Annotated in this window: 10 protein-coding genes; 1 reads left to right on the top strand and 9 read right to left on the bottom strand. The window is 43.1% G+C overall.

All coding sequences use genetic code 11. The features are described from left to right. Positions 1-3 precede the first annotated feature (3 nt). The 7 genes from M2135_RS13545 to M2135_RS13575 all read right to left on the bottom strand — a co-directional run bounded on the left by M2135_RS13545 (position 4) and on the right by M2135_RS13575 (position 9,018). Positions 4-2,808 carry an alpha-L-rhamnosidase N-terminal domain-containing protein gene (locus M2135_RS13545; protein WP_280749055.1) on the bottom strand — a complete coding sequence of 935 codons (2,805 nt, stop codon included), beginning with the start codon at positions 2,806-2,808 and terminating at the stop codon, positions 4-6. 232 nt (positions 2,809-3,040) lie between these two features. After that, complete coding sequence (locus tag M2135_RS13550; RefSeq protein WP_280749056.1) at positions 3,041-3,967, bottom strand: EamA family transporter; 927 nt, start codon at positions 3,965-3,967, stop codon at positions 3,041-3,043. A 17-nt stretch (positions 3,968-3,984) separates the two neighbouring features. Beyond that, positions 3,985-5,142 (bottom strand): MalY/PatB family protein, encoded by a 1,158-nt coding sequence (locus tag M2135_RS13555; RefSeq protein ID WP_280749057.1) that lies wholly within the window; start codon positions 5,140-5,142, stop codon positions 3,985-3,987. After that, complete coding sequence (locus M2135_RS13560; protein WP_280749058.1) at positions 5,139-6,005, bottom strand: DUF3737 family protein; 867 nt, start codon at positions 6,003-6,005, stop codon at positions 5,139-5,141. The genes M2135_RS13555 and M2135_RS13560 overlap by 4 nt, the downstream gene beginning before the upstream one ends. A gap of 254 nt (positions 6,006-6,259) precedes the next feature. After that, a complete protein-coding gene (locus tag M2135_RS13565) occupies positions 6,260-7,093 on the bottom strand; it encodes a carboxymuconolactone decarboxylase family protein (protein ID WP_280749059.1) in 834 nt (277 codons plus the stop codon). Positions 7,094-7,125: 32 nt separating this feature from the next. Beyond that, positions 7,126-8,130 carry an aldo/keto reductase gene (locus M2135_RS13570; protein WP_280749060.1) on the bottom strand — a complete coding sequence of 335 codons (1,005 nt, stop codon included), beginning with the start codon at positions 8,128-8,130 and terminating at the stop codon, positions 7,126-7,128. A 96-nt stretch (positions 8,131-8,226) separates the two neighbouring features. After that, a complete protein-coding gene (locus M2135_RS13575; RefSeq protein ID WP_280749061.1) occupies positions 8,227-9,018 on the bottom strand; it encodes a hypothetical protein in 792 nt (263 codons plus the stop codon). 189 nt (positions 9,019-9,207) lie between these two features. On the opposite strand from M2135_RS13575, the gene M2135_RS13580 reads away from it, so the two are divergent. Then, positions 9,208-10,107 (top strand): AraC family transcriptional regulator, encoded by a 900-nt coding sequence (locus tag M2135_RS13580; protein ID WP_280749062.1) that lies wholly within the window; start codon positions 9,208-9,210, stop codon positions 10,105-10,107. 534 nt (positions 10,108-10,641) lie between these two features. Here M2135_RS13580 and M2135_RS13585 read toward each other — a convergent pair. Further along, positions 10,642-12,498 carry a RagB/SusD family nutrient uptake outer membrane protein gene (locus M2135_RS13585; RefSeq protein ID WP_280749063.1) on the bottom strand — a complete coding sequence of 619 codons (1,857 nt, stop codon included), beginning with the start codon at positions 12,496-12,498 and terminating at the stop codon, positions 10,642-10,644. Between the two features lie 35 nt (positions 12,499-12,533). Next, the gene (locus tag M2135_RS13590) at positions 12,534-15,929 is read right to left on the bottom strand and encodes a TonB-dependent receptor (RefSeq protein WP_280749064.1); all 3,396 of its coding nucleotides are present in this window, start codon (positions 15,927-15,929) and stop codon (positions 12,534-12,536) included. Positions 15,930-16,607 lie beyond the last annotated feature (678 nt).

Below are 16,607 nucleotides of genomic sequence, written 5' to 3' on the forward strand. Positions count from 1 at the left end.
ATTTTATTGAACTGCAAAGGTATATTTTCCCTGTTCTACTTTGACCACTTTATATCCATTTTCATTTCCGACCTCCTCCATAAAAGAAGAACCAGCGAGAGCCCGACCGCTTTCCGTTACTACAGCAGATGGATTCTGCAAGGGTATATATACTGTCGCATGGCTACCTACCGGAACAGTCACATTCATTTCCAAGCCATTCCCCTTCTTCTTAATCTCAGACACCACCTTACCATATGGTATTTTATTGGAATAATAGACATCATCCATCTTTGCTGTAATAACAGGCTTTACGATGATATGTCTGAAACCCGGCTCATTCTCATCCGTATTCACCCCTGCCAATGTACGATAAAACCAGGTAAGCGAACCACCAAACATCGGGTGATTCAAAGAACCTCTCCCATCCCAATGTTCCCATGTCACCGTTGCACCCTGTTCAATCCAATGACCAAAACTGGGGAAATCACGTTTATTCATCGCTTCATAAGCCACCTCATTCATCCCATGCGCCGCAAGCGTTTCAAAAAAGAACTGCGTACCGAAAATACCCGTATGCAGATGTCCACCATACGTCTCTGTGATCTCTTTACGAAGCGTATTTTTCACATCCTCATAGCGATCTTCAGGCACACCGACAACTAACGCGAAAATATTGCTGCCATAGTCGCCATACGTCTTATTTTCTGCATCATAAAACTTCTTATTAAATGCATTCCTAACATCACCTGCTACCTTGGAAAAATAAGAATAATCCTCATTCCGGTTTAATGCTTTGGCAGCCCTGGCAGTAAAATCAGCACAACGCCACAAATAGAAGGTATGCACCAGTTCCTCCGACGGGTTTTCATACGGACTCACCCAATCACCCAGATTCATCCAATAATTAGGCTGAGTCGAATTGATATTTGTTCGTTGAGAATACATCGTTCCATCTTTGGTCAACCAGGTAAGCATATATTTAACCTGATCTTTCATCGCCTGGTAATTATCCGCCAACATCTTTCTGTCGCCATAATGTACATAATACTCCCATGGCATAATGTTCATCGCAGATCCCCAAGCGACGCCACCTCCGCAACCCGGTTGCCAAGGTGCTCCGTTCGGCACATAACCGGTTTCTACATTTTGAGCGTCATTCATATCGCGAATCCATTTCTGATACAACGCCGCCGCATCAAAATTATACATAACAGTCACACAAGCCACCTGACCGTCACCCGTATAAGGCGAACGTTCCCGATGCGGACAATCACTCACAATACCTCCATGCATATTATCCAACTGACTGCGTTGCCAGATCGTATTTATCTTATTGAACAACTCATTCGAGGTTTTGAACTCAGCAGTTACCGGCACATCCGTATTGACAGCTTCAGCCAATAACATATCCGAAGTCAGTTCGTTAATCCCGCTGATAATCGCTTTACTGAAAACATACCAGGTAAACCGCGGTGCATACGTTTCGTTTCCTGTGCCATTGAAGATGTATTTCTGTACCCCAAGAGGCGATTCACAAATATATTTCACATCCAAAGTATCCCCTTTGTTCCCCCGAATACCTTTCAGACGAATCCATCCCGATATTTCCACGCCGAAGTCCACTTCGTAAGTACCATCTTCCAATTTTGTCAACGAGACAGGTTGCAGCGTTTCCACGATCTTATCCGTTGGAGCGGTATGCGCGGTCATTTTCCCTGTCGGCGCCTGACGAAGCACTACATTTTGCCATCCCGAATCGTCACAATCAACCGTTGCCCATCCCGCTGTTTCCTTTGTCGCATCATAAATCTCACCATCATACACCCCATTCATGACGATAGGAGACTCTTTCACTTTCCACGATTCATCCGAACAAATCAGTTCCTTTGAGCCATCCTTATAAGTCACTTCCAATTGGCAAAGAAAACGAGGTGAGCCGAAAGAGGCCACCCAGCGCGATGTAGAATCATAAAACCCATCACCCACGATTGCCCCTGCTACATTCTCTTGTTTTTTCAACATATCCGTTACATCGTAAGCCAAATACATCACCCGGTGATCACGGAAATTATTATCAATGGCAATAGGCGCCACCTCAATCATATCCCTGTTACTATAATTGGTAAAGTTGGGTACCAGATAATCATCCCCTACTCTCTTCCCGTTCAAGTAAAATTCAAAATAGCCCAGACCTGTAACAAATGCTTTTGCAGAAGCTACCTCACCCTTAAGCGAAAAAGATTTGCGGAAAAGAGGAGCCGGATGTGACGGATAAGTGACTTGCTGGACTCTTGGACGTGGCGCACCAGGTACAACAGCCGGCCGAGGTTCTATAATCCGCTTAGGCGCTTCACCCTGCCAGGGTGCCCCGATCCATTTGGCTTCCCATTCGTTGGCAGCGAGTAAACCCATCCCCCAATGCCCTACTTCACTCCATGGAGAGGCGGTATCACGACTATCCCACACCATCACCCGCCAATAATAATCGTTAGTCGACTCTAATGATTTCCCCTGATACGAAACAAGGTATGAGTCGGAAGATAAAACCTTACCACTATCCCAAATATCAATATCATCGCTTAACAGTTTATCTTTACTTGATGCGACACATATCCGGTAGGCGCTTTGGTATTCCCCTTTTATCTGATCCGATACAGCTTCATTTATCCAGGACAGACGAGGTGTTTGAATATCCAACACGGCCGGATTCTCCATATGTTCGCAAGTCAATCCAACAGGTTTTATATTTGCGCGTTCACCACAGGAAATCAATACTGTCAATAACAAGTAGGCAAAAGTGGCCTTTAATAATATTCCTTTTCTCATTTTCTATAATTATTAAGTATTACATGGCAAGGTTACAATATCGTTCAGATATGATTAATTGCATCACATCGTTTCTCTATAACATTTAGGCATATTTCTTCTTTGTAATAGAATAAGCGGATATAGGCAATACAAATAAATCAAAACTACGGCAATATCATGTTCAGAAAAATGATACAATATCTACAATATTTGATAAAAGGAAGGAATTGTCGGGGACTGAAGTCCCTATTTATTTGCTGACAAGCTCATCGCTGTTTTTCTCTCTACTGATCAGCATCACACTCAATAATATGACAATAAGCCCCATTATCTGTATCCAGGTGACCTCCTCTTTTCCAAGAGTCATCCCCAGAAAAACAGCAACAAACGGATTCACATACGCATGCGTACCAACCTCGGTCGCCGGACGTACTTTCAACAGCCATATATAGGCAGAATAAGCCATAATAGATCCGAACACGATCAGATAAGCCAATGATAACCATGAAACTACCGGGACAGCTTGCAGATCCGTATTTACCATATCACCATTAAAAAAAGCACATATCCAAAACATCGCACTGGCAAAAAACATCTGCCACGCCGAGCCGGCAAAAGCATTCACTTCCTCTTCCCCGGATGAACGGTATTTGGTGTAAAGAGTTCCCAACGCCCATGAAATACAGCCGAAGAATAACAACAAAACACCATATTCCCGGTGTTCTCCCGTCAGGCTGTCTATCCGGAATTGCTCCGCATAAAGCATCATAACACCTAAAAAGCCCATAACAAGACCGGCTATAACCGATACACTCCGGAAGTTTCTCTTCCACATGGGAATATCGAATGCCATGATCCAGATCGCTGTCGAACTGGCAATGATAGCCACCAGGCTACTGCTGACATAACGTTGTGCCAGCATAATAACTGCCATATCAATAAATAACAATACAATACCGCTGACAGCAGATTTCTTGATCAAGCTTTTTTTGAAAACCGGCTCACCCCGGAAATAACACCATATCAATAGAATCAATCCGGCAGCAGTAAAGCGAAATGCACCCAAAAGGAACGGGGGTAAACCACGAAGAGCTACACTTATAAAATAATAGGTGGAGCCCCAGACGACATATATCAGAAAGTAAGCAAAGAGGATATTTAATTTCCATCTCCCCATTCTACATTCAGTGATTATTATCCATATATATTCCTGATCTTTTTTAATCCCCTGACCAGATTCTCACGTTGAGTAGCTATATTAATCCGTATAAAACCTTCTTCCGCTTCACCATACATAGTCCCTTCGTTTATCCGAAGCCTCTCCTGACGAAGTAACGACCCGGCAATTTCTTCGGAACTTTGTTGCAGTGCCGAACAATCGACCCACACCAGATAAGTAGCCTCCAAAGGAAGAACCTTTAAGTGAGGTAGATACTCCCGGAAAAAATCAGACAATATCCGGTAATTCTCATAAAGGTAAACCTTCAACTCCTCCAGCCAGTCGTCGCCTTCATTGTAAGCAGCAATCAGCGCTTCCACGGCAAAAATATTGATCTCACACACCTCATTGACATTCAAAGCCTTGTCAATCTTACGACGCATCTCCTCATCGGCCGCAATAATATTCGCCACTTGTATACCTGCCAGATTGAATGTCTTACTTGGAGCCGTACAAGTCACCGAATTGTAAAGAAACTCCCCGCCAAGCGAAGCAAAAGGGATATGCGTATGACCCGGATAAACCAGATCGCAATGAATTTCATCAGAGACAACCACCACATGATGACGCAGACAGATCTCACCGATCCGCATCAACTCTTCACGTGTCCATACCCGGCCAACCGGATTATGCGGACTGCATAAAAGCAATAGTGTAGCTTTAGGATCTGCCGCTTTCCGCTCCAGATCATCAAAATCGATACTATATACACCATTTTTGTAGATCAGCGGATTGGCAACCATTTCACATTCATCGTTACGGATGCTTGAAAAGAAACAGTTATATACCGGAGTCTGTACGATCACCTGATCACCCGGTTTGGTCAATGCTTTGATAACAGCCGACAATGCCGGAACAACTCCGGATGTAAAAAGGACCCACTCCTTATCTATCCGGAAATGATGCCTCCGCTCAAACCAACCCGTTACCGCCTCATAATACGCCACCGGTACCTTCGTATAGCCGAATACCCCATGCGACACCCGTCTCGCCAAAGCGTTAACAATAGCCGGAGAAGTCCGAAAATCCATATCGGCCACCCACATCGGCAACACATCCTCTTCCCCGATCGTATCCCACTTATACGAATTCGATCCCCTCCGCGCTACTGCTTCATCAAAATTGTATTTCATGAGGCAACACTCTCTGCTTTCTCAACGCTAATCCGGCAACCGCCCGGATTTTTGCAGTTCTCATCAATAATAACCTCACCAATACGATCAGCCTGAATGAAACCATTTGTCGGATTTTTTACACTGACAATAGAGCCATTGACTACAGCCTCCAATGTGCTATACTCGAACGCAAGATCACAATCTTCAGCCATAGTACAGTTCTCCATAATCAGATTCGTACAATAACAAAGCGGCTGTGTACCGGAAATCCGGCAATTCACCAACCGAAGATTCTTCGAATGCCAGCCCAGATACTCGCCATTGATCTCCGAATCATACACCGTCACATTCTCCGTTTTCCAGAAAGCATCTTTCGAATCAAGCTTCGCATTACGAACAATCACATTCTTCGCATCCTGAAACGAATAATTCCCCTGCAGATAAAAACCGTCAATGTCGATATCCACCCCGTTCATAAAGATATAATCCCCACAACGGGCATCCACATTCCGTAATTTCATACCGCGGCAATTCCACATCGTTTCACCGGCATTGGTCAGTTTGACATTCTCCAGATAAAGGTGATCTATCTCACGGAACATCTTAGGCGCCTCCACCCGGCTATTAAGCATACGGATATTTTTGGAATACCAGATAGCCGCACGGCTGTACACGGTAAACAAACAGTCCTCGATCACCGCATTGTCGTTATGCCAGAAAGGATACTTACACATAAACTCACACTTATAAGCCGCTACATCATGACATTCCTTAATGGCCGACTCGCCGGGATAAAACTTTACGTTTTCAAGACGTATACCGTTGGTAGCAAACAAAGGACGCTCACCTTCAAAAAACGCATTACTAATTACTTTTTTCATTTTTGTACTTGTTGTTATCCTATTACTTATATATTAAATTGTAGATTATCAACCACATCGCACACATAAACCAAACAAATCCGAACTGTTTTTGCCTTCAGAATTCCACAGATCGATCGATTACTCGGTGTAAAAGAACCAAATAATAAGAGAAGCTATTTCACCTTTCTGAACAAAGCGAAAAAAATAGGCTTTAAAGTGAAATAGGATGCAGTTCGGTAAACCAGGCCTATACAGGCAAAGAGTAAAGTCCTTTATTCTTCTATTTTCTGAATAATATAAATAGCATTCAACACCCTGGGAAATCCAATATGTGGTAAACACTGTATCAATGCCGAGATCATCGTATCTTTGTTATTGCCTACGCGAATATTTCCCCTGGCATGAGATTCCAGTTGTATCTCTGTTCCCCCCAGAGTGGACAAAGCTATCAATATCACCAATTCCCGTGTTTGCAGGTCTAACCCCGTCCGGGTATAGAAATCCCCAAATCCCCATTCCGTCAAAAAACGGGAAACAGCCTCACCCAAACTGTCCGATGAACCACTTAATCGATCTCTCATCCCCGTTCCATAAATAGATGATTGAATCTCAGTCCCTTTAGTTAATCGTGCCTCATCAGTAATCGTCTTTTGACTTTCTAAAGGTAGAGTGATGTTATTATCCCTAAAGACTTCGTTGATCACGCCGAGGGCATTTAGGACTCTTGAATAGCCAATAAAAGGAGTACACTGATAAATAGCCTCTTTAATCTGAACCGGTTCAACACCAATACGCAACGCAGAACCCGTATGCGCTCTTAACTGCGGCAACATCTGGTTGGTTGCCAAAGCTACTATCGTCATCAATTCCTGGGTTTGATCATCCAGATTCCCGGTAAAAGCCACCTCACCAAAAATAAACTTTGTCATAAGATCCTTAAATTCAAAATCAGGATCTGTTTCCGGAATACTCCGACGGCCGAATAACTCCTCATGTTTATCTTCACTTAACACGACTCTGTCTTTCGGCAAAGTATTTGTATTCTGAGCATGTAAAACACTTAATGACAAGAAAAAAAATATAGCAGCTACAACTTTTGTGTTCATAATTATTTGTATTAAATGATAAAAGATACTTGTTATTTTTCGGTAAGCATTTCTTGTTCTTCAGGATAACGCTCGCCTACAATTCGGATATGATCAAGATGATTGCTGATATCAGTCAATTCATCAGATGTGAAAGTGATATCTACTGCCCCGGCGTTCTCAATGAGTCGTGCGATTTTCTTTGTTCCTGGTATAGGCACAATCCATGGCTTCTGAGCGAGCAACCAGGCTATGGCGATCCGGGCAGGTGTTGTCTCTTTCTGCTCTGCCAATTCACAAATAGACTCAACCAAAGTTAAATTCTGTAAGAGGTTTTGAGGATTAAACCGGGGAATCGAACTTCTGAAGTCGGAATGATCGAACTGCGTATCCTTATTAAAGGCACCGGTTAATACACCTTTCCCCAGCGGACTAAAAGGAACAAAACCAATACCAAGTTCCTCCAGAACAGGTAACAACTCCTCCTCCGGCTTTCTGTACCACATTGAATATTCACTTTGTACTGCAGTAACACAACACACTTGATGAGCGCGCCTGATCGTAGCAGCCGAAGCCTCAGACAATCCCCAATGCAATACTTTGCCTTCCTTTATTAAAATGCCCAACATACCCGCCACGTCCTCAATCGGAACCTGCGGATCTACCCGGTGTTGATAATAAAGATCAATATGATCCGTCCGGAGTCGTTTTAACGAACCTTCTATAGCCTTACGGATCGTCTCGGGGCGACTCGACAAATTAACCGGACGATTATTTGAGTCCATTTGTACATGCTCCAGGTCATACCCAAACTTAGTAGCCAGAACCACCTGGTCACGATAAGGCTCAAGCGCCTCGCCTACCAGCTCCTCGTTTTTGTACATGCTGTAAACCTCAGCCGTATCAAAAAAGGTATAGCCTAACTCCACTGCTTTCCGAATAATACGGATAGTCTCTTTCTTGTCCGGATAAGGCGGATAACTTTGTGTAAAACCCATACAGCCAAGCCCGACGGCAGATACCTTAAGCCCGCTATTTCCCAATAATCTTGTTGTCATAATTCCATTATTTATTATTAAATATTGAATCTCCTCATTTGGAACCACCCGATGCCATTCTATCACACCTCCACTTATTCACGGAGCAATATCCTCTCAGCGATTCCGCTTCGCGGCAAATAATTCATTGTAAAATGAATAAGATACACTCACGTTCCATAAGAGATTGCTGCCGACCAGAATATCTGTCTTAATTTTATGATTAATAAACCCGGAGACCGAAACAGGAAAATCCTTCTTACTCAATGTGACTCCTGCCGCTACATAAAACCCATGGGGCTTATCCATCTTCACATAAAAAATCTGAGGATTAAAACTCATCGAATATTGCTCCGAAAGCCAGATATTGGAGAAGTTTACCCACATCGTCAGATAATACGTGTTTCTCACTAAGTCCTTTTCCATCGCACGTGAATAAATAGAATAAGGGCCTACACTTATATTCTTCGTCAATGAATAACTTGCACCCCCTTCACCCGCCAAATAGCGGTTACCCCGGATGATATCTCTCGAAGAACCGTTTTCCGTAACCTTTAGATACTGGAAAACAACAGCGGGATGTGCCCCGATATGTACACGCCACTTCTCATTCTGTAACAACTTATACCTCCCCCAAAAAGTAAACGACCAGGGCTTTCCCTCCAAGGCAAAACGGAATTGAGGTTTAAAACTCAATCTCCCCTGCCCGACCATCAGATCAACAACAAGCGCAGGCTTACCTAAGGTCATATTAGGAATAGTAGATATACCCTTCGTGGTGGCGTTTATAACACCACCGATATAAACCGGGTTGACCTTCTTTTCCGTTTCCTGCGCCGATGCAAACTGAATAAACAGCAAACACACCATACTCCACAACAATCTTTTTATTATCACTTTTGAATTCATGCCCTATCGTTCCTTTTAAAACATTAAAAATCAAATCTGTAGTAATTATTTAACGCAAAGGTATTTTGAAAATAAAACCGCCGTTGTATACAAATTACGGATAGTCATACCCATATTACGGATTCGCTTTTATGGATGAATAATACTCCAAAGGATACCTTATCTTTGCATCAAATAAAGCATCATCTTATGGACGAGATCATCAAATTAGACACAATCGACCAGTATAATAAGCTGTTCGGATTCGAAACACTGCACCCATTGGTAAGCATCGTAGATTTTACGAAAGTAAAAGAAATGAAGAATGTCCGGATAAATTTCGGTTTTTATGCCCTGTTCCTCAAAGACACCAAATGCGGCGATATGAAATATGGCCGTCAATATTATGATTATAGTGACGGATCAATTGTCTGCCTCGCCCCAGGACAGGTATCAAGCATCGACTACGATAATGAAGTCGTACAGCCCACCGCACGAGGTGTCTTATTCCATTCCGACCTGATCCGCGGAACATCACTGAGTAAACATATCAAAGAGTATACCTTTTTCTCCTATGAAGTAAGGGAAGCCCTACACCTTTCCGAACGCGAAAGACATATCGTCACCGACTGTTTAGATAAAATACAGATGGAACTCGAACACGCTATCGACAACCATAGCAAGAGACTGATTACCATACAAATTGAATTACTGCTCGATTATTGTATGCGGTTCTACGAACGGCAATTCATCACCCGCAGTGATATCAATAAAGATATTATCGTCAAATTCGAAAAATTGCTGGAAGAATATTTCCAGAAGCAAACAGCACAAGAAAAGGGACTACCCTCTGTTAAATACTTCGCTGATAAAGTCTTCCTATCCTCCAATTACTTCGGAGACCTCATCAAAAAGGAGACTGGTAAATCAGCACAAGAATACATACAGGGCAAAACAATGGAATTTGCCAAAGAACAGATATTGACAACAGATAAAACAATCAGTCAGATCGCCTACGAATTAGGATTCCAATACCCGCAACACTTCTCCCGCCAATTTAAAAGAAGTACAGGATCGACACCCAATGAATACCGGTTGATGAATAGTTGAAGATGTTTCGACAATTGTAAAAGTATTATTCATAAACTTGAAAAACATCTACATTTCGGTACTGATTCAGTAGCATATTTTATACCCCAACGTTTGTTTTTTGGTAAGTCTACATACTTTTCCTACGCCATCCCAAGGATATAATAACATCATCTGCAACCTTTTTTTGTTATACCTACCTCCGTTTTCTGTTAGAGGTACGTCTAAATTCATTTAGAGGTACGTGTAAATCATTTTAGAGGTACGTCTAAATTCGTTTAGACGTACCTCTAACGAAAAAGTATCCGCAATGCTTCAAATAAAGCAATGGGGCGTTCCGGTTTTTTATGGATTAAATTTCATTACATTTGTAAAAGATCTAAAGAATAACGTTATTCGTACCCAAACAGATATGAAAGGAATTTAAGGGATGAGCCGTAACGCAAAGCTCATCCCTTTTAGCAATAATATGCCTACCTGATAAGGTGTTTATGTTAGAATGAATGGAAATACCTTATGTGTGGTTTGAAGTAGACCTAAACAATTATTGCCTTATTATTGCCACCGTTGATCCTGAACCAAAAGTCCTTCCATCTTAACGATCTGATTGTATGGTAACGGCATGGTATACCATTTTGAATTATAGACTGCCGTGGAATACTTACCTAAATGTTGTGATTCAAACTTGAGGAAGTTGTTTATCTCATTGACAACAATACCCCAACGTACCAGGTCATACCACCAGTGGCCTTCCAGACCTAACTCTATTTTACGTTCAAAACGTAATGCCGCAAGAGCGTCTTCTTTTGAGGTAAACTGAGACTCGGGATACAAACCGATACGGTAATTGGCCGCAGCATTCGGTTTGGTTGTTCCCGTTACTAAGTCTTCCAATACATAAGAGGATGTGGCAGGCTCCATAGTCGCAGCATCTACTGCGCTGATATAACCGTTAGCCGCACGAGCGCGTATCTGGTTGATATAGGTTCGTGCCTCTTGTAAGTCGCCGGTTTCTATCAGACATTCGGCATACATTAACAATACATCGGCATAACGGATCATATGGTAGTTCTTGGCTGTCGATGAAGTGACCGTATTGATACTCAGACTTCCTTTATCCGCTTTTCTGGGTTGCGGCTTTTTATTCATATAATACCCACCATTGGAAGGTTCACGTATCCAGCCTTCAATCGTTGTAGGTATACTCCAATCCATATAAGGTACATTAAAACGTCCTACCGTCACATCCAAGCGCGGGTCGGTATATACCGTCAAATCGGTCACCGGATGTCCATCTTCTCCCACTTGTGTTAAAGAATTCATACTTTGGTACGACTTATCCAATAACGGAAGACCATCTGCATTGACAATGTGTGAGTTAACCATTTCATAAGAGGGTTGATAGAATCCCCACCCGCCGGTACCTAACGCTCCGGTCATACCGGTATTGGAATCTCCCCACAAGGAGTTGGTCGTAGCCTGAGTTCCGGAGATCACTGTTTGAACATCAAACACCGATTCTCCTGTCCAGTCGCTTTCACCGGCAGTCCAAAGTGATTCATACGTCTCTGCCAACTGAAACTTTTTGTTGTTATTATCTACACCATTGGCAATAATCGTTTCCAATAATGATCTGACGGCGGCATAGTTGGGAGACGTCCCATTCAATCCGTCATAGGGAGAGGATTGATATAACATCGCTTTGGCCAGGAATGCGGCAGCAGCCCATTTGTTGGGAAGCCCTTTATCGGAAGTCCAAACATTAGGAAGGTTGTCATACGCATATTGGAAATCGGCTATTATCTTGTCCCAGATATAGATGTAGTTACCACCTTCATCAACATTGGAAACCTGTGGATTGACAGAAGCCTCATAGTCCTCATCTCCCACATAGGGAACAGCTGCTCCATATAATTTGACGACTTCAAAGTGAGAAAGTCCACGCATAAACCGCGCCTGAGCGATTGCTTCGGTATAAAAATCTTTGGATTCACCCTGAACTGCACTTAATTCTTCCTGAATCTTATTGGCTGTACTAATCACGGAGTTGGCACGATAGACCCCATCATAACTTCTGTTCCATTTGTTTTGCAGATAGGCATTATCTACCGTCACCGTGTACACTTCCAGGCTGGTAAAAGCAGGTTGATCGGAAGCTGCAGAGCCTTTATTGGCCTGACCACCCAAAACATCCCCGTAGGTATAGTTGGTAATACCGGCGGAAAGAGCATTTCCGGCACTATTTCTATAAAGCGTTGCTCCATACATACCATTAAGCAGCTGATCTACTCCTTCTTTAGTTGTAAACGAACTCTCACCGACCGCTCCTACCGGATCTACCGTAAGAAAATCAGAACAGGCAGTCATGGATAAGGTGACAGCGGCTATTATATATACATATATTTTCTTCATGATCTAATTATTTTTTTAGCTGTTATACAATAGGATTAGAAGCCTACATTTACCCCAAAGATAAACTGGCGGGGAGAGCCATAGGCACCAAAGTCAACACCCTTATTTCTGTCGCTTGCACGATTATCAATCGTACTTCTGATTTCAGGATCCAGACCGGTATAGCCTGTTAATGTAAAGACATTAGAGACCTGTCCATAGAAACGGACTCTTTCTAATCCGATCTTTGATAGGATATTGCGCGGTAGTGAATAACCCAGTGTCAGGTTCTGCATCCGTAAGTATGATCCGTCTTCAATGTACATCGAGTGTGATTCGTCACGTGCTTCCGTTCCTTCATACGCCGAACCGGCCCACATCGGGTATTTCCCATTCGGGTTTTCTGTCGGGTGCCATGAAAGGGTTGCCCGCTCCTTATGATAGTTACTTTGAAGCGCACCATAGTGGGTATAATATTCATACATCTTGAAGATATCATTGCCTACTGAGAAGTAGAAGTAGGTGCTTAAGTCGAAATTATTCCAGTTGACACCGATATTCAAACCTCCGGTAAAGTCGGGATGAGGATTACCGATGACGGTACGGTCGGAGGCTGTGATTCGACCGTCTCCATCGAGGTCTTTAAAGATATAACGACCAACGAAAGCGGATGTGTCTAAGTCTTCTTCAGCAGCAATACCGAATGGCAAAACGCTTCCGCCTTTTGCATTCTTGTAGTTTGTGACATCTGCTTCACTCTTATAAATACCATCTACCTCATATCCATAAAATACGCCCACCGGCTGACCTGTCGTTATCACCGACATATTGGCCAAACGGGTGCTGTAGAAGATGTTGGATACACCTGCATTAAGCACCTTGTTGCGATACGTGGAGATGTTTGCATTGACATTGAAACCTACATTACCGATTCGATCGCGATAACCGATGCTTAGATCGGTACCCACGTTGCGCATATCACCAAAGTTGACAGAGGGGAAAGTCGCCATCCCGGCCAGAGAAGACCAGTTGGCATCCAGTAAGAGGTCGGTAGTTTTTCTGGTGTACCATTCAAAACCCAGAGTCAATTTGTTGTTAAATGCCGTCGCATCAAAACCAATATTCAAGGAACGAACTGTTTCCCATTTGGCATTTGGGTCACCCAACGCAGTTACTCCATAACCGGTAGTTAAATCACTATCCGTACCTGGTCGGCCATAGGAATAATAGGCGCCTGTACCATAACGGAACGCATAGTTGTAAGCGCCGATATTCGAGTTACCTGTCGTACCATAACCGGCACGTAGCTTCAAGTCGTCCAACCAGTTTCTGGTCGATTCCATAAAAGCTTCATCCGAAATACGCCATCCGGCAGAGACAGAAGGGAATGTTCCCCAACGGTTGTTTTCTCCAAATTTGGAAGAGGCGTCACGACGCACACTTACCGTAGCCAGATATTTCCCTTGATAAGAGTAGTCGGCACGGCCAAAATAACCGAACATGGTCGTATGGTTTTGCATATACCCGCTATTACTTTGGTTTGAGCTGGAGCCATTGTTCAGAGTCCAGGTATTCGGATCGTTTTCAAACGCATAGTCAATACGTGTTCCTGTCATCGAACGACCATTATTCTGATCCAAGGCTTCTGTTCCGACTACTACCGTTACATTATGGTCGTCGGCAATAGTTCGGGTATAAGAAGCGGTATTGGTCCACTGCCAATCGTAACGAAACATAGATGTTTCCTCCAGTTGGTTGTTTGTTCGCCCTTCTTTATTGGAGAATATATTCCGTTCAGAGAAAGCCAGAGTCCATCCGCCATTCAGCATAGTCGCAAATTGCGATCTGACGGTCAACCCTTCAATCGGTTTAAGTTCGGCAAAGAAAGAAGCCTGTCCGCGTAAGAATTTACTCCAGTCTTCTTTTGCATGTGCTACAGTCATCACCGGTTGGTTGGCACGCCCACCTTCCGTAGCCTGTGTGCCTGCGTAATCACCACCTATGTTATAAACCGGAATCCATGGCTGAGTCGTATAGGTCTGACCAAACACATTGTCATCACCTTGAAAACCACGTTCACCTCCCATTTCCATCACAGCGACATTCATATTTGCGCCAAGTGTCAGGTATCTGGTCGCATTATATACGGCATTCAGACGAGCAGTATAACGATCAAAGAATGAGTTCTTGATTGTTCCTTCACGGGTAGAATAACCGACAGAGAGGGAGTAAGAGCCTTTATCGTTACCTCCTAATACACCCAGCTGATGGTCTTGTATAAAACCCGACTGAGTCACCTGATCGTACCAGTTTGTTCCGGCAAGCGCTACTTCTTCGGAATAACCGTCTAACTTCATTTGTGCATAGGCAGAACGCGACCAAGAGTTGGTACCATCATCTCTATAAGAGGCTTCCCATGCAGCTACGCTACCGTATTGGTTGATAATATCCTGTTCGGAGTAACCGGCCGGTTTGATAGCGTAAGGCATGGTCAGTCTGTCGTTCTCATCCAAAGAACCGAACTGTGCATGTGTAGTCGTTAATCCGCGATAGTCGCGCAGGTTCACCATACCCTTGCCTACAAACTCCATCGCTTCATTGGCATTCAACAGGTCATACCCGCTGTTGGCCATCTTAGAGGTACCGATGTATCCATTGTAAGTGATACGCACACGGCCACCTTTATCTCCTTGTTTGGTGGTGATAATGATAACACCGTTTGCACCCTGCGCACCATAAATAGCTGTTGCAGAGGCGTCTTTCAATACCTGGAATGTTTCGATATCATTCGGATTGACCGCGTCGATATCAACACCAGATACACCGTCTACCACGATCAACGGATCAGAACCGTTCACAGAGCCGACCCCACGGATACGGATAGTCGTGGGTGAACCGGGAGCACCGGTTGAAGAGACATACACCCCTGATGCACGTCCCTGCAAAGCTTCCGCGAAAGTAGCATAAGGCTGTTCCTGAAGGTCTTCGGCCGATACTACGGCAACAGAACCTGTGATGTCTCTTTTCTGCTGGGTACCATAGCCCACTACCACGACTTCATCAAGCGCTTGGGAGTCTTCTGCTAAAGTCACACTGATTGCTGCCTGGTTATTGATCGCCACCTCACGGGTGACATAACCAATATAGGAGATCACCAATACACCATTACCCGGCGCATTTTCAATAGTAGCATTACCGTCCAGATCGGTAATATTACCGGTAGTGGTTCCTTTAACCATGACATTCGCACCAATCACCGGTCCCAGGTTATCTGTCACAGAGACTGTAATAGTACGTCCTTGTTGGGGAATAATGGGATTATTAACCTCGGATGTAGCCGTTATCGACTGAAAAACAAAGAGAAGAGAGATACAGAGCGGAATTTTCAATAAGACTTTAATGCGTTGCGAAAAAAAGGCAATAAAGTTGTCTAACAAAGTTTTATTTTTCATATCTTTGTTTATGTTTTAAGTGAATACTAAAATGTTACGTGTGTTTACTTAATGACTCGACGGTAGATGCTGTAACATCTGCCGTCTTTCTTTTATGATTTACAGTTAACTTCTTTATTTCATAGGCATCATAGATTTAAAATTACACTTATATATTAGAATCTGTTAATTACACGAACGTACCAGGATCGGAACTGATTACAGAATACTTTTGCCTTTTCACGAATAAACATAAATTCCATAAGCAAAGATAAAAACAAGACGTCCCTCATTATTCATCTTATGACCTTAAAACGAAATTTTAATCGATTAAAACGAATTAAGAATGTAAACAAATGAAATATGCATTGAAACAATATATATCGGGATCCGTGGCTTTTTATCGCGGTCTATGACTACAAATCATACATTAATCAGATATCAACGAGAATGTCTCAAAAGTCTGAAAATCATTTTGATGTAGTTATAAAATGGCAAACCCCAAAAGTCCAGCGGAGTTTCAATATGAACTGCACCCCGAAGTGGGTTCAACCCTTATCAGGGTTGATGTGAGTGATTTTGATTACCTACCCCGGGTGAAACCCAGTCATGTTCGGAAGAAGTTTGTCGTTTTTTACGAAAGTATATATTTCTTTCTGTTATGGATAACTAGGTAGTTATCAACAAAAAAAGCCCCCT

Source organism: Parabacteroides sp. PF5-9 (assembly GCF_029893105.1).
Taxonomy (GTDB): domain Bacteria; phylum Bacteroidota; class Bacteroidia; order Bacteroidales; family Tannerellaceae; genus JARXWG01.

Bases quoted from the DNA above. Each gene is read 5' to 3' on its own strand.
- M2135_RS13565 (WP_280749059.1), bottom strand. From the start codon at position 7,093: ATGAACACAAAAGTTGTAGCTGCTATATTTTTTTTCTTGTCATTAAGT.
- M2135_RS13555 (WP_280749057.1), bottom strand. From the start codon at position 5,142: ATGAAATACAATTTTGATGAAGCAGTAGCGCGGAGGGGATCGAATTCG.
- M2135_RS13590 (WP_280749064.1), bottom strand. From the start codon at position 15,929: ATGAAAAATAAAACTTTGTTAGACAACTTTATTGCCTTTTTTTCGCAA.
- M2135_RS13580 (WP_280749062.1), top strand. From the start codon at position 9,208: ATGGACGAGATCATCAAATTAGACACAATCGACCAGTATAATAAGCTG.
- M2135_RS13545 (WP_280749055.1), bottom strand. From the start codon at position 2,808: ATGAGAAAAGGAATATTATTAAAGGCCACTTTTGCCTACTTGTTATTG.
- M2135_RS13575 (WP_280749061.1), bottom strand. From the start codon at position 9,018: ATGAATTCAAAAGTGATAATAAAAAGATTGTTGTGGAGTATGGTGTGT.
- M2135_RS13550 (WP_280749056.1), bottom strand. From the start codon at position 3,967: ATGGGGAGATGGAAATTAAATATCCTCTTTGCTTACTTTCTGATATAT.
- M2135_RS13585 (WP_280749063.1), bottom strand. From the start codon at position 12,498: ATGAAGAAAATATATGTATATATAATAGCCGCTGTCACCTTATCCATG.
- M2135_RS13570 (WP_280749060.1), bottom strand. From the start codon at position 8,130: ATGACAACAAGATTATTGGGAAATAGCGGGCTTAAGGTATCTGCCGTC.
- M2135_RS13560 (WP_280749058.1), bottom strand. From the start codon at position 6,005: ATGAAAAAAGTAATTAGTAATGCGTTTTTTGAAGGTGAGCGTCCTTTG.